14 protein-coding genes are annotated in these 13,204 nt (G+C 66.0%); 8 read left to right on the top strand and 6 right to left on the bottom strand.

What is annotated here, in order from left to right:
• Positions 1 to 28 precede the first annotated feature (28 nt).
• From ACIA48_RS20905 to ACIA48_RS20890, 4 genes are read left to right on the top strand one after another with little or no spacing between them, the layout of a single operon-like run.
• Positions 29 to 1,192, top strand: a complete 1,164-nt coding sequence (locus tag ACIA48_RS20905; protein WP_396735762.1) for a steroid 3-ketoacyl-CoA thiolase — start codon at positions 29 to 31, stop codon at positions 1,190 to 1,192.
• The gene (locus ACIA48_RS20900; RefSeq protein WP_396735758.1) at positions 1,192 to 1,569 is read left to right on the top strand and encodes a hypothetical protein; all 378 of its coding nucleotides are present in this window, start codon (positions 1,192 to 1,194) and stop codon (positions 1,567 to 1,569) included. Before ACIA48_RS20905 ends, ACIA48_RS20900 begins: the two co-directional genes overlap by 1 nt.
• 20 nt (positions 1,570 to 1,589) lie before the next feature.
• On the top strand, positions 1,590 to 2,045 hold the full coding sequence (locus tag ACIA48_RS20895; protein WP_396735755.1) for a nitroreductase family deazaflavin-dependent oxidoreductase: 456 nt from the start codon (positions 1,590 to 1,592) through the stop codon (positions 2,043 to 2,045).
• 56 nt (positions 2,046 to 2,101) lie between these two features.
• Positions 2,102 to 2,545 carry a nitroreductase family deazaflavin-dependent oxidoreductase gene (locus tag ACIA48_RS20890; protein WP_396735752.1) on the top strand — a complete coding sequence of 148 codons (444 nt, stop codon included), beginning with the start codon at positions 2,102 to 2,104 and terminating at the stop codon, positions 2,543 to 2,545.
• Here the strand turns inward: ACIA48_RS20890 and ACIA48_RS20885 are convergent.
• From ACIA48_RS20885 to ACIA48_RS20870, 4 genes are read right to left on the bottom strand one after another with little or no spacing between them, the layout of a single operon-like run.
• Positions 2,469 to 4,457 (bottom strand): TRAP transporter permease, encoded by a 1,989-nt coding sequence (locus tag ACIA48_RS20885; protein ID WP_396736817.1) that lies wholly within the window; start codon positions 4,455 to 4,457, stop codon positions 2,469 to 2,471. The genes ACIA48_RS20890 and ACIA48_RS20885 overlap by 77 nt on opposite strands.
• The gene (locus ACIA48_RS20880; RefSeq protein WP_396735749.1) at positions 4,454 to 5,461 is read right to left on the bottom strand and encodes a TAXI family TRAP transporter solute-binding subunit; all 1,008 of its coding nucleotides are present in this window, start codon (positions 5,459 to 5,461) and stop codon (positions 4,454 to 4,456) included. The genes ACIA48_RS20885 and ACIA48_RS20880 overlap by 4 nt, the downstream gene beginning before the upstream one ends.
• A gap of 58 nt (positions 5,462 to 5,519) precedes the next feature.
• The gene (locus ACIA48_RS20875; protein WP_396735747.1) at positions 5,520 to 6,425 is read right to left on the bottom strand and encodes an SDR family oxidoreductase; all 906 of its coding nucleotides are present in this window, start codon (positions 6,423 to 6,425) and stop codon (positions 5,520 to 5,522) included.
• A gap of 17 nt (positions 6,426 to 6,442) precedes the next feature.
• Positions 6,443 to 7,216 (bottom strand): SDR family oxidoreductase, encoded by a 774-nt coding sequence (locus ACIA48_RS20870; RefSeq protein ID WP_396735744.1) that lies wholly within the window; start codon positions 7,214 to 7,216, stop codon positions 6,443 to 6,445.
• Positions 7,217 to 7,281: 65 nt separating this feature from the next.
• Here ACIA48_RS20870 and echA20 point away from each other — a divergent pair, with 65 nt between their 5' ends.
• Genes echA20 through ipdC form a run of 4 tightly spaced genes read left to right on the top strand, consistent with a single transcriptional unit; the run spans position 7,282 to position 10,710 of the window.
• Entirely contained in the window at positions 7,282 to 8,034 is a 753-nt protein-coding gene (gene echA20 / locus ACIA48_RS20865) for a (7aS)-7a-methyl-1,5-dioxo-2,3,5,6,7,7a-hexahydro-1H-indene-carboxyl-CoA hydrolase (protein WP_396735742.1), read from the top strand.
• Complete coding sequence (ipdA, locus tag ACIA48_RS20860) at positions 8,031 to 8,906, top strand: cholesterol ring-cleaving hydrolase subunit IpdA (RefSeq protein ID WP_396735739.1); 876 nt, start codon at positions 8,031 to 8,033, stop codon at positions 8,904 to 8,906. The genes echA20 and ipdA overlap by 4 nt, the downstream gene beginning before the upstream one ends.
• Entirely contained in the window at positions 8,906 to 9,649 is a 744-nt protein-coding gene (ipdB, locus tag ACIA48_RS20855; protein ID WP_396735736.1) for a cholesterol ring-cleaving hydrolase subunit IpdB, read from the top strand. Before ipdA ends, ipdB begins: the two co-directional genes overlap by 1 nt.
• Positions 9,649 to 10,710, top strand: a complete 1,062-nt coding sequence (gene ipdC, locus ACIA48_RS20850) for a (3aS,4S,5R,7aS)-5-hydroxy-7a-methyl-1-oxo-octahydro-1H-indene-4-carboxyl-CoA dehydrogenase (RefSeq protein ID WP_396735733.1) — start codon at positions 9,649 to 9,651, stop codon at positions 10,708 to 10,710. The genes ipdB and ipdC overlap by 1 nt, the downstream gene beginning before the upstream one ends.
• Here ipdC and ACIA48_RS20845 read toward each other — a convergent pair.
• Together ACIA48_RS20845 and ACIA48_RS20840 are read right to left on the bottom strand one after the other, a co-directional pair.
• Positions 10,673 to 11,374 carry a response regulator gene (locus ACIA48_RS20845; protein ID WP_396735730.1) on the bottom strand — a complete coding sequence of 234 codons (702 nt, stop codon included), beginning with the start codon at positions 11,372 to 11,374 and terminating at the stop codon, positions 10,673 to 10,675. The two genes, ipdC and ACIA48_RS20845, sit on opposite strands and share 38 nt — an antisense overlap.
• The gene (locus ACIA48_RS20840) at positions 11,356 to 13,044 is read right to left on the bottom strand and encodes an ATP-binding protein (protein WP_396735727.1); all 1,689 of its coding nucleotides are present in this window, start codon (positions 13,042 to 13,044) and stop codon (positions 11,356 to 11,358) included. Before ACIA48_RS20840 ends, ACIA48_RS20845 begins: the two co-directional genes overlap by 19 nt.
• Positions 13,045 to 13,204: the final 160 nt, after the last annotated feature.

Below are 13,204 nucleotides of genomic sequence, written 5' to 3'. Positions count from 1 at the left end.
GTAATGAAACGTGTTCTAGCCTGACGGAATGGGTAACCCTGTCATCGTTGAAGCCACCCGCAGCCCCATCGGTAAGCGGAACGGATGGCTATCCGGCCTACACGCCACCGAGTTGCTGGGCGCAACACAGAAGGCTCTCGTCGAAAAGGCGGGTATCGACGCCGGCGACGTCGAGCAGATTGTCGGCGGCTGCGTCACGCAGTTCGGCGAACAGTCCAACAACATCACCCGAGTCAGCTGGCTGGTTGCCGGGCTGCCCGAGCACGTCGGCGCGATGACGGTCGACTGCCAGTGCGGCAGCGGCCAGCAGGCCAACGGCCTGATCGCCGGCCTCATCGCAGCAGACGCCATCGACATCGGCATCGCGTGTGGCATCGAGGCGATGAGCCGCGTCGGCCTGGGCGCCAACGCCGGCCCTGATCGCGGGATCCTGCGGCCCGCGTCGTGGGACATCGACCTGCCCGACCAGTTCACCGCCGCCGAGCGCATCGCTCAGCGCCGCGGCATCACCCGCGAGGACATCGACCAGTTCGGCTTCGACTCGCAGCGCAAAGCCGCCCAGGCCTGGGCCGAGGGACGCTTCGACCGCGAGATCAGCGGTATCGAGGCGCCGGTGCTCGACGAGAACAAGCAGCCCACCAGCGACCGTCACATCGTGACCAAGGACCAGGGCCTGCGGGACACCACGCTCGAGGGTCTCACCTCGCTCAAGCCCGTGATCGAGGGCGGTATTCACACCGCGGGTACCTCGTCGCAGATCTCCGACGGCGCCGCCGCCGTGCTGTGGATGGACGAAGCCAAAGCCAAGGCTCTCGGCCTGAAGCCGCGCGCACGCATCGTCAGCCAGGCCCTCGTCGGCGCCGAGCCCTACTACCACCTCGACGGCCCGGTGCAGTCAACGGCGAAGGTGCTCGAGAAGGCCGGAATGAAGATGGGCGACATCGACATCACCGAGATCAACGAGGCCTTCGCGTCAGTCGTGTTGTCGTGGGCGCGGGTGCACAACCCCGATATGGACAAGGTGAACGTCAACGGTGGCGCGATCGCGCTCGGCCACCCGGTCGGTAGTACCGGCAGTCGCCTGATCACCACCGCGCTGCACGAGTTGGAGCGCACCGACAAGAGCACCGCGCTCATCACAATGTGCGCGGGCGGTGCGCTGTCCACCGGAACGATCATCGAGCGGATCTGATGTCCGCGTCGGATGACGAGCGCATCGCCGCGGCGCAGGCCTACATCGACGCGCTGGTCTCGCACAACGCGGACAAGGTGCCGTTCGCCCCTGGGTGCACGCGCATCGAGGTGGGGCTCAAAACCGGCTTTTCGGGAGATCATCTGCGCCGCAGCCTGAATCGCGGTTTGCAGTACCGGGTCATCCAGGCGACCACGGTGCCCGAGTTCACCGTCGTGGACGGCAACACCATCCACGCGAAGTTCGATTTGGTGACGAAGCCGTCGCTGCTGGGACGCAAGGTGGGCGCCCACATCGATGAGACGTTCTCGATCCCGGCCGACGGCCTGATCCATCACATCCGAGCGGGGATTCGCCCCTTCCTCACAGTGTCTTAGGCGGACTAGGCTCCTCAGCCATGGCCAAATCGCGTCCCCGCTTCATGGATACGAAGGCTTCCGACACCTTCATCAAGTGGATGTCGAAGCTCAACACCTACATGTACCGCCGCAGCGGAGGCGAAGGCTTCGGCAGCGACTTCCAGGGCATCCCGGTGGCACTACTGACCACGATCGGCCGCAAGACCGGTGAGCCGCGGATCAGCCCGCTGTATTTCCACCGCGACGGCGACACCGTCGTCGTCGCCGCGTCCAAGGGCGGCAGCGACAAGCACCCGATGTGGTACCTGAACCTGAAGGCCAATCCGAAGGTCCAGGTTCAGATCAAGAAGGAGATCCTCGATCTCACCGCGCGCGACGCCACCGAGGAGGAACGCGCGAAGTACTGGCCGCGGCTGGTCGAGATGTACCCGTCATACGACGACTACAAGTCCTGGACCGATCGGGTGATCCCGCTCGTGATCTGCGAACCGTGAGGCGCGGGTAACCCGATAAGGGTTTGTCATTGCTGCGCGACGGCTAGACACGCGGTATGGCAGGCGCTATTCGCAACTCGCGGCCGCTTCGGGCGGCGATGAAGTACTTCGCCCGCGGACACATCTGGGTCTATCGCCGCACCAACGGCCGCGTCGGCGCCAAGCTGCTCTGGTTTCCCGCGGCGTTGGTCACGACGACGGGGCGCCGGTCCGGGCGTCCGCGCACCACACCGACGTTGTATCTGGCGGACGGCGATCGGGTGATCCTGCCTGCCTCGTTCGGCGGGCGCGACGCGGATCCGGCGTGGTATCTAAACATCGAGTCCAATCCCGAAGTGCGCGTGCAGATTCGCGATCGGCAATTCGATCTGATCGCCCGCGACGCGACCGAGGACGAGCGAAAGCGCTACTGGCCCAGGCTGATCAAGATGTACCCGCCGTATCGGGGGTATCGCGAAGCTGCGCATCGGGCGATTCCATTGATCGTCTGCGAGCCATGATGACGTTCACCGTCGCGGCCACCGCCAGCAGGCCGGCACCGACGGCGATCGTGACCGGATTCAGATAGAGCAGTAGCGCCGCCGCCGGTATGCACAGCACCCGTTCGGGCCAGCCCGCTCGGCGGATCATCCAACCGCCGGTGACGACCGCCAACGCCGCCACCGCCAGCGCGGCGACCGCACCCGTCCACACCATGTCGGCGAACGACCGCAGCCCGAGCAGACCTTGACCGTTTGCGGTCAGCACGAACGCGAACGGTACGAGGAACGCGGGCAGCGTGTACTTCCACGTTTGCATCATCGTGGGGATGACGCGTCCGCCGGTGATCGCCGACGCGGCCACCGACGCCAGTGCCGTCGGCGGTGTGACTTCGGAGAGCACCGCGAAATAGAAAACGAACATCGCCACGGCAGGCGCGGCGACGCCGAGGTCCTGCAGCGCGGGTCCGACGATCACCCAGCTGATCACGAACGAGGCGGTGACCGGCACCGCGAGCCCGAGCACCGAGACGGCCAGCGCCGCGAATATCGCCGTGAAAATCAAGACGACGGTGGGGTTTTCGGAGATGACACGCGCGGTGTTGACGAGGATGGAGTTCAGCTGCAGACCCAGTCCGGTGCGCGTGATCATCGCGGCGACAACGCCTGCGGCCGCGCAGACCGCCGCCACGGCCAGCACGCCGCGCACCCCGGCGGCCAACGCGCGGTAGAGCCGCACGGGGGTCAGGCGGTGCTCGCGATCCAGGTACGACAATGCGATCTGGACGGCGATGGCGTAGACGACCGCGCGCATCGCAGACACATCCATCGCGAGGAACACGACGATCATCACCAGTGAGATCAGGTGGTAGCCGAACCTGCCGAGCAATCGCCAGAACGACCCGGCGTCGACATCGACTTCGCGCGTGTCGTACCGCCGCGCGTCGATCTCGACGGCGAGCAGGATGCCCAGGTAGTACAGGATCGTTGGCACCACGGCCCACACCAGGACGGTCAGATACGGCACCCCGAGGTACTCGGCGATGATGAACGCCGCGGCACCGAGCGTCGGCGGTGACAGTATGGCGCCGATGCCGGCGGCCGCGAGCATCCCGCCTGCGTTCTCTCGCGGGTAGCCGGCGCGGCGCAGCACCGGCCACGTCACCGAGCCGAGGCTGACCGTCGTCGCCGTCCCTGAACCGGAGACGCTGCCCATGAGGAATCCCGCCAACGTCACCGTTCGTCCCGGCGCGGCACGGGACGTGCGAAACGCGGAGAACGACAGGTCGATGAAGAACTTGCTGGCACCGGACGCTTCGAGCACCGCGCCGTAGATGGTGAACAACACGATGTAGGTCGCCGCGACATCCAGCGGAACCCCGTACAGGCCCGTCGACTGCATGAACGATGCGCTGACGATCTGAACCCAGTCCACCCCGGCATGGGCGATCGCCGCTCCCTGCGGCAGGTATCCGCCGTAGTACGCGTAGCCGAGCGCGAGCAGACAGACGATGGGAAGCGCCGCACCGGTGGTGCGCCGGCACGCCTCCAGGACGAGCAGTACGACGATCGTCCCGACGACGACGTCCACCGTCGCCGGTGCGCTCTGCCGGCCGAGGAATTCATCGAATCCCCCACCGCCGTCGCCGATTTGGAACGGCAGCACCGGGTACAGACAGACCACCAGCGCCGTCGCCGCCAGCACCCAGTCGAGCACCGCCTCCGCGCGGCCAGATGGTAAGCCGGATCGGTAACAGAGCAGCGTCAGCGGAAGCACCGCCGCCAGGAACAGGATCAGCGAGACCTGATTGCCCTGCGCCAGCGGGAAGAACACCTGATAGAGCGCGAACAGCCCGATCAGGACGCAGCCCACGGTCACCAGGTGGTGAACCCACCCGGTCAGCTGCCGGGCCGGCTTCTCGTCCTCGTTCAGTTCGCCGCGCCGAGGTCGTCAAGGGCACGCTTGGCGCCGGGGTGCAGCGGCACGGGCATGGTTTCGCGCGCGGTGTCGAGGGAGATGCCTTCGGCCGCTTGGTTGACCTTGATCAATTCGGGCTTGTGGTCGAACAGTGCCTTGGTCAGCACGCAGGCGGTGTTGCCGTCCATATCGTTCTTGACCAGAAGCACATTGGGCACCACGACGGTCGCCACATCCGTGGGCGTCTGATAGGTGCTCGCAGGGATGACGCCTTCTTCGTAGATCGGGTTGATGTTCTGCAACTTGGGCAGGGTCCCGGTCACATCGATGAATTTCACTTTGTCGCGCTCGCTGACGAACAGGTCGGTGATCCCGCCGGTCGGCAGGCCGCCCGACCAGAACATCGCGTCGATCGAGCCGTCCTTCATCCCTTCGACGGTCTTGCCCAGTTCGGTGCGCTGGGCCTGCACGTCGTTCTTCGGATCGAGGCCGGCGGCCTCGAGCATGCGGTTGGCGATGACCTCGGTGCCCGAGTTCGGCGATCCGGTGGACACCCGCTTGCCGCGCATGTCGAGGATCGAGTTGATGCCTGCCTCGCTGCGGACGATCACCTGGGTGTAATTGGGATACAGCCGACTGAGCGCGGCGATGGGCTGATCGTCGTCGAACGCCGCCATCCCGTTGACCGCGTCGGCCGCGGTGTCAGCGAGCGAGAACGCCACCTGATGGGTGCCCGCCACGAGTTGCTGGATGTTCTGCAGCGAGGCCGACGTCTCGGCGGCGGTGGCCTTCAGCGTGCCGTCGGTCTGCTGGTTGATCGCTTCCGCGTAGGCACCGCCGAGGGCGTAGTACACCCCCGTCGTATTGCCCGTCGCGATGCTCAGCCTGGCGTCGGACGTGACCTCACATGAGGTCGGCTCGGTCGCCGCCGCTCCGTTCTCGCCGCCACGCTGACCGCCACAACCGGCCACCACCAACAGGATTGCGCCGAGAGCGGCGCCCGCTACATACCGTCTCACCGCTCCATCATGGAAGGCCGCGCGTCATCGCATGGCATTTCGGCGCAATCTGCGGCGATCAGGCCCCGTAGACCGGCACCGGCGGGCGCGCCTCAGCGAGCAGAGAGCTGACGACGGGTCCGAGTTCGGCGGGATCCCAGCGGCCGCCCTTGTCGACCTGCGGGCCGTGCGCCCACCCCTCGGCGATTCGGATGATGCCACCCTCGACCTCGAACATCTTGCCGGTGACATCCTTGGACTCGACACTGCCGAGCCAAACCACCAGCGGCGAAACATTTTCCGGCGCCATCGCGTCGAAGTCCTTGTCCTGGGTGGACATCATCTCGGCGAACACCGTCTCGGTCATCCGGGTCCTCGCCGACGGCGCGATGGCGTTGACGGTGACGCCGTAACGACCCATCTCGGCGGAGGCGACAAGCGTCATCGCTGCAATGCCCGCCTTGGCCGCGCTGTAATTCGCCTGTCCCACACTGCCTTGCAGGCCGGCGCCCGAGCTCGTGTTGATGATGCGGGCGTCGGGAGTATTGCCGGCCTTCGACTGCGCGCGCCAGTAGGCGGCGGCATGGCGCATGGTCGCGAAGTGTCCCTTGAGGTGAACCGCGACGACGGCGTCGAACTCTTCCTCGCTGGTGTTGGCGAACATCCGGTCGCGGACGATGCCAGCATTGTTGACGAGCACGTCGAGACCGCCGAACGAATCGACGGCCGTCTGGATCAGGCCCTCGGCCTGCGCCCAGTCGGCGACGTTGGCACCGCTGGTGACGGCTTCGCCCCCCGCCGCGGTGATCTCGTCGACGACACCCTGCGCGGCGCTGCCGCCGCCCGCGGGCGAACCGTCGAGTCCGACACCGATGTCATTGACCACCACCCGCGCACCCTCGGCGGCGAACGCCAGCGCATGTGCGCGGCCGATACCGCCGCCGGCGCCCGTCACGATGACCACACGGCCGTCGAGCAGTCCCATATTTCTTATCTCCCTGTTTATTTGATGTCAGCAGTGGTTGTTGCCAGGTAATGCGGGGGCTCGCCGCCGCCGTGCACCTCCAGCGAGGCGCCGCTAATGTACGACGCGACATCGGAAGCCAAAAACGCTGCGGCCCAACCGACGTCGTCCGGTTTCGCGAGACGGCCCAGCGGAACGTTCTTCGATATCGCTGCAATGGAGTCAGCGTCGCCGTAGAACAACTCCGACTGCTCGGTCTCCACCATCCCGACGACCACCGAGTTCACCCGAACCTTCGGTGCCCATTCGACGGCCAGCGTCGAGGTGATGCTCTCCATACCCGCCTTGGCCGCGCCGTACGGTGCAGTACCGGGTGTCGGCCTGCGCCCACTGACGCTGGCGACGTTGATGATCGATCCGCCTTGCGCCTGCTCCTGCATCACCGCGTTCGCGTGGATCGACACCGACAGCGGGCCCAGCAGGTTGAGTTCCACGATCTTCGTATTGAACTTCGCCGACGATTCGGCGGCCAGCACGTAGGGCGATCCACCCGCGTTGTTGACGACTACGTCCAGGCGGCCGTGACGGTCGGTGACCGCTTTGATCAGTGCCGCCACCGAGTCGTCGTCGCGCACGTCGCAGCTGTGGAATTCGTAGGGCGATCCGTCTACCGGCCTACGTGCACACGTCACCACGGTCGCACCTTGAGCGGCGAACACAGAGCTGATGCCGGCGCCGACGCCGCGTACTCCTCCGGTCACCAGGACGACCCTGTCTTTGAGTCCGAGGACTATCTCTGGGCGGTCGGTCACTGTGCTAGCGTACCAAGCAAGTGCTTGCTTAGGTAGCGACCCCCAGAGTAACCGAGGTATCTCCCATGACGATCACCACCAAGACGGTCGAACCGGGCATCGTCTCGGTCACCGTCGACTATCCGAAGGTCAACGCGATCCCATCGCGCGGCTGGTTCGAACTCGGTGACGCGATCACCGCCGCCGGACGTGACCACAGCACCCACGTCGTGATCCTGCGCGCCGAGGGCCGCGGCTTCAACGCGGGTGTGGACATCAAGGAGATGCAGAACACCGAGGGCTTCACCGCGCTCATCGACGCCAACCGCGGCTGCTTCCATGCGTTCCGCGCGGTGTACGAGTGCGAGGTGCCCGTGGTCGCCGCGGTCAACGGCTTCTGCGTCGGCGGCGGCATCGGGCTCGTCGGCAACGCGGACGTCATCGTCGCCTCCGACGACGCGACCTTCGGTCTGCCCGAGGTCGAACGCGGCGCACTGGGTGCGGCGACGCACCTGTCGCGGTTGGTGCCACAGCACATGATGCGGCGACTGTTCTTCACCGCGGCCACTGTCGACGCCGCGACCCTGCACCACTTCGGGTCGGTGCACGAGGTCGTGCCGCGCGACGAACTCGACGAGGCCGCACTGCGGGTTGCGCGCGATATCGCCGCCAAGGACACCCGGGTCATCCGCGCGGCCAAGGAGGCGCTGAACCTCATCGACGTGCAGAAGGTGAACTCGAGCTACCGGATGGAACAGGGCTTCACGTTCGAGCTCAACCTCGCAGGCGTGGCCGATGAGCACCGCGATGCATTCGCCGGAACGAAGAAGGGCAAATGACCGACAAGAGAACGACTTTGGACGAGGCCGTCGCGTCCATCGAGAGCGGCATGACCATCGGCATCGGTGGTTGGGGGTCGCGGCGTAAGCCGATGGCGTTCGTACGGGCCCTGCTACGCACCGACGTCAAGGACCTGACAATCATCACCTACGGCGGTCCCGATCTCGGGCTGCTGTGCTCGGCGGACAAGGTCAAGCGCGTCTACTACGGCTTCGTATCGCTGGATTCGCCGCCGTTCTACGACCCGTGGTTCGCCAAAGCGCGCACCACCGGTGCCATCGAGGCCCGCGAGATGGACGAGGGCATGGTGCGCTGCGGGCTGCAGGCCGCAGCGCAACGCCTGCCGTTCCTGCCGATCCGCGCCGGGCTGGGCAGCGACGTCCGCGCGTTCTGGGGCGACGAACTGAAGACCGTGAGATCTCCCTACCCCACCGGTGACGGTTTCGAGGAACTCATCGCGATGCCCGCGCTGAACCTCGACGCCGCTTTCGTCCACATGAATCTCAGTGACGCCCAAGGCAATGCCGCATACACCGGCATCGACCCGTATTTCGACGACCTGTTCCTGATGGCCGCGCAGAAGCGATTCCTGTCCGTCGAACGAGTGGTGCCCACAGAGGAATTGGTCAAGGCGGTGCCGCCACAGGCCCTGCTGATCAACCGGATGATGGTGGATTCCGTCGTCGAGGCGCCCAACGGTGCGCACTTCACGACGGCCGAGCCGGACTACCGCCGCGACGAGAAGTTCCAGCGGCACTACGCCGAGGCGGCGGGATCCGACGAGACGTGGCACGAGTTCGTCAAGACCTATCTGTCCGGAAGCGAGGCCGACTACCAGGCGGCCGTGCGGAAATTTGGGGAGAGCCAGTGATGTCAGTGACCCGTGCCGAGGTGTGCGCCGTCGCGTGCGCCGAATTGTTCCGTGACGCAGGCGAGATCATGGTCAGCCCGATGGCGAACATGGTGTCGATCGGGGCGCGACTGGCGCGTCTGACCTTCTCCCCCGACATCCTGCTGACCGACGGAGAGGCCCGGCTGCTGGCCGACACCCCAGCGCTCGGTGCCACTGGGGCGATCGAGGGCTGGATGCCGTTCGGTCGTGTCTTCGAGACGCTGGCCTGGGGCAGGCGCCATGTCGTCATGGGCGCCAATCAGGTCGACCGGTATGGCAACCAGAACCTGTCCGCGTTCGGTCCGCTGCAGCATCCGACCCGCCAGATGTTCGGTGTGCGCGGCGCTCCTGGCAACACGATCAACCATGCTACGAGCTACTGGGTCGGCAACCACTCCAAGCGAGTGTTCGGCGACTCCGTCGACGTAGTATCCGGAATCGGCTGGGACAAGGTCGATCCCGAGAATCCCGCCTACCGCTTCGTCAACGTGTTCCGGGTGGTATCCAACCTCGGCGTGTTCGACTTCAACGGACCCGACCACCAGATGCGCGCGCTGTCGCTGCATCCGGGCGTCGAGGCCGAGCAGGTCGCCGAGAACACTTCGTTCGAGGTGCACGGTTTGGAGGCGGCGGATACGACGCGACTGCCCAACGAGGAAGAGCAGAAGCTGATCCGCGAGGTCATTGATCCGAAATCACTCCGGGACAGGGAAATCCGCTGATGAGTAAGCTGCGCACTCCGCTGACCGAGTTGGTCGGCATCGAGCATCCGGTGGTGCAGACCGGGATGGGCTGGGTGGCGGGTGCGCGGCTGGTGGCGGCGACGTCCAACGCCGGCGGGCTCGGCATCCTGGCGTCGGCGACCATGACGCTCGAGGAGCTGGCGACCGCCGTCACGAAGGTGAAGGCCGCCACCGACAAGCCGTTCGGCATCAACATCAGGGCCGACGCCGGTGACGCGAACGAGCGCATCGACCTCTTGATCCGCGAAGGCGTGAAGGTGGCGTCGTTCGCGCTGGCACCCAAACCCGACCTGATCGCAAAGCTCAAAGATGCCGGGGTTGTGGTGATTCCGTCGGTCGGTCTGGCCAAGCACGCCAAAAAGGTGGCCGGCTGGGGTGCCGACGCGGTGATCGTGCAGGGCGGCGAGGGCGGCGGTCACACCGGCCCGATCGCCACGACGTTGCTGTTGCCGTCGGTCCTTGACGCGGTCGACATCCCTGTCGTGGCGGCAGGCGGATTCTTCGACGGTCGCGGGCTCGCGGCGGCGCTGTCCTACGGCGCTGGGGGCGTCGCCATGGGCACCCGGTTCCTTTTGACCTCGGACTCGACGGTGCCCGATGCCGTGAAGCAGCGCTATCTCGAGTCCGGATTGGACGGCACCGTCGTGTCGACGCGCGTCGACGGTATGCCGCATCGCGTGCTGCGCACCGGACTGGTCGAGAAACTCGAGAGCGGCTCGAAGCTCCGGGGCTTCTCCGCGGCGGTCCGCAATGCGCAGAAGTTCAAGAAGATGTCGGGCATGACGTGGCGTTCGATGATCAGCGATGGCCTGGAGATGCGGCACGGCAAGGAGTTGACCTGGTCGCAGGTCGTCATGGCGGCCAATACCCCGATGCTGCTGAAGGCCGGCCTCGTCGAGGGCAACACCGACGCGGGCGTGCTGGCCTCGGGCCAGGTCGCCGGAATCCTCGCCGACCTGCCGTCATGCGCCGAACTGGTCGAGGCGATTGTGCGTGACGCGGTCAAACACCTGCAGGCGGCGGCGGCCTTCGTCGAGTAGCGGCCGCCTCGGCGGCGATGAATTCCTGCTCTGGACGGCCCGTGGTGCCATACCGCAGTCGCGTTTTGACCTCACCGGCCGCCGCGAGGGTGGCCAGATACCGCTGCGCCGTCGCTCGCGAGACCCCGATCGCCGTGGACACCTCCGCCGAGGACATCGGCCCCTCCGCGGCGCGCAGTGCCTTCAGGACAAGTTGTTTGGTGGGTGATGTGGCCGTGACCGACGTCTGCGGTGCGGCGACCTTGGGGCGCAGTGCGTCGAGTGCGGCGTCGACGTCCTGGGCGCTCAGATTCGATCCCGACAGGATTTTGCGGTAGCGGGCGTAGCCAGCAAGCCGGGCGGCCAGATCGGCCGGGACAAAGGGTTTGACCAGGTAGCTCAGTGCGCCTGCGGCGACCGCCGCCCGGACGGTCTCGGCCTCGGTCGCCGCGCTGAGAATGAAGCTGTCGCAGCGCAGTTCACGCACGAAGTCGACACCGGACCCGTCGGGCAGATAAACGTCGACCAGCGCGAGATCGACCGCTTCGGCCTCGCGTGCCGCGGCGAGGGTATTCACCGTCGCGGACACTGTGAAGCCCGGCAGCGCGCTGACGATACCGGCATGCATGTTGGCGACACGGAAGTCGTCGTCGACGACCAGCACCGTCAGTCCTGCGTCACCCATTGAGCCTCCTCCTCGATCAATACGCCCGGCAGCCGGGCGATGAACTCCGCACCATGCAACTCGGCATCGGGGTTTCCCGTGCTCGACAGTCGTAGGTCTCCCCCGAGGGCGTTGCTGATCTGGCGCGACAACGCCATCCCGATTCCACGACCGCCGGGTATCCCCGAATCCGGTTTGGTCGACTTGCCCTCGGTGAACACATGCTGAACAAAGTCCTGCGCGACACCGTCACCGGTGTCCGCGACGGTGATGTGCAGCGTCGAACCATCCTGCAGCAGTTCGACTTCCACGATCTTCGTCTCATCGGCACCGGTACGCGCGGCATCGATCGCATTGTCGATCAGATTGCCGAGCACGGTGGTGACATCGACGGGCAGCGCGAGCCGACCCGAAACCCAGGTGTTCTCGCCGATTCGCAATGTCACCCCGGCCTCGCGCGCGGTCGCGGCCTTCGCCGCGAGGAACGCCTGCAGGAACGCGTCGCGAATGGCATCCATGCCGGGCAGTGCCGATCCCAGCGGTCCCGAACCGAGCAGTTCCTCCAGGTACTGCTCGGCCTCCTCGACATGGCCGCTGTGCAACAGCCCATTCAACAGATGCAGCCGGTTGGCGAACTCGTGACGCTGCGCGCGCAGTGCGGTACTCATCAACTGCACCGCGTCGAGCTGCCGGGTCAGGGATTCCACGTCGGTGCGATCGCGCACGATCAGCACGGTGCCGAGGTCGTTGCCTTCACGTGAGACCCGGCGCGCGGACACGACGACGATGCGGTCCCCGACGGTGGCGATGGTCGGCGCCGGATCGGCAGATTTGAACACGTCGAGGACCCGGGGCGTCAATCCGATCTCCTCCACCGGACGGCCTCGCTCGTCGTCGATCTCGAGCAGATGGCACGCCTCGTCGTTGACGAACGTCGTCTTCCATGACGTGTCTGCGGCCAGCACACCCTCGCCGATACCGTGCAGGATTGCTGCCTGACCGCGGACCATCTCGGCCAGTTCGGAGGGCTGCAGTCCCAATGTCAGTGCGCGCCAGCGCTTGGCGAGCAGGAATGAACCGACGACGCCGATGAGCAGCGCTCCCCCGACCAGCATCGCGGCCGTTCGTACGTCAGTCCACAGCTGGTCGCGAATGGTCGATGTGGAGACGCCGACGCTGACCTCACCGATCACCTCTTGCGAATTCGGCCGCAAGACAGGCACTTTGGCACGAACGGACGGTCCAAGCGTGCCGGACTGGTCGATCACCGACTCACGTCCCGCCAGCGCATCGGCGGGGTCAGTGCTCACCCGCTTACCGAGTTCGTCGACGTCCGGGTGGGCGAGTCTGATGCCCTGGTCGTTGGTGATCACCACGAACAACACGTCTGTCCGCTTCCGCACCTCCGAGGCGATCAGTTGCAGCTGACCATCGGCCAGTTCGTCGGCCCGCTCCGGCCCGTCGGGCAACCCGGTGTCGTCGTAGCGCGCGACGTCAGCCCGTACCGCGGGAGCGAACGCCACCACCCGAGCCACGTCGAGGGCGCGGGTGCCGACTTCGGCCGTGATCCGCTGGTGGCTGAAGAACGCCAGCGCGCCGCCCGCGATACCGAGCGTGAGCGTCACCACGGCGACCTGCAGCAGCAACACCTGGGTGGCGAGCCGCACGTCGAACCGGGGCTTCAGGGCCATGCGCCGAGCGTACGGCCGACGTGTGAGCAGAATGCGCAAAAGCGATAAATCGATCACTTCGCGACTTGCGAGCACAAGCGAGCCTTTGAGCCTGCGGCTCCGTAACTTCAAATGCAACGGGACGAGAGAAAAAACCCGAATGGCATAAAAGGAGTTAGCG

Source organism: Mycobacterium sp. NPDC051804, assembly GCF_044452905.1.
Lineage (GTDB): Bacteria > Actinomycetota > Actinomycetes > Mycobacteriales > Mycobacteriaceae > Mycobacterium.
The sequence above is the reverse complement of the archived record's forward strand: the minus strand, read 5'-3'. Positions and strand labels throughout refer to the sequence as shown.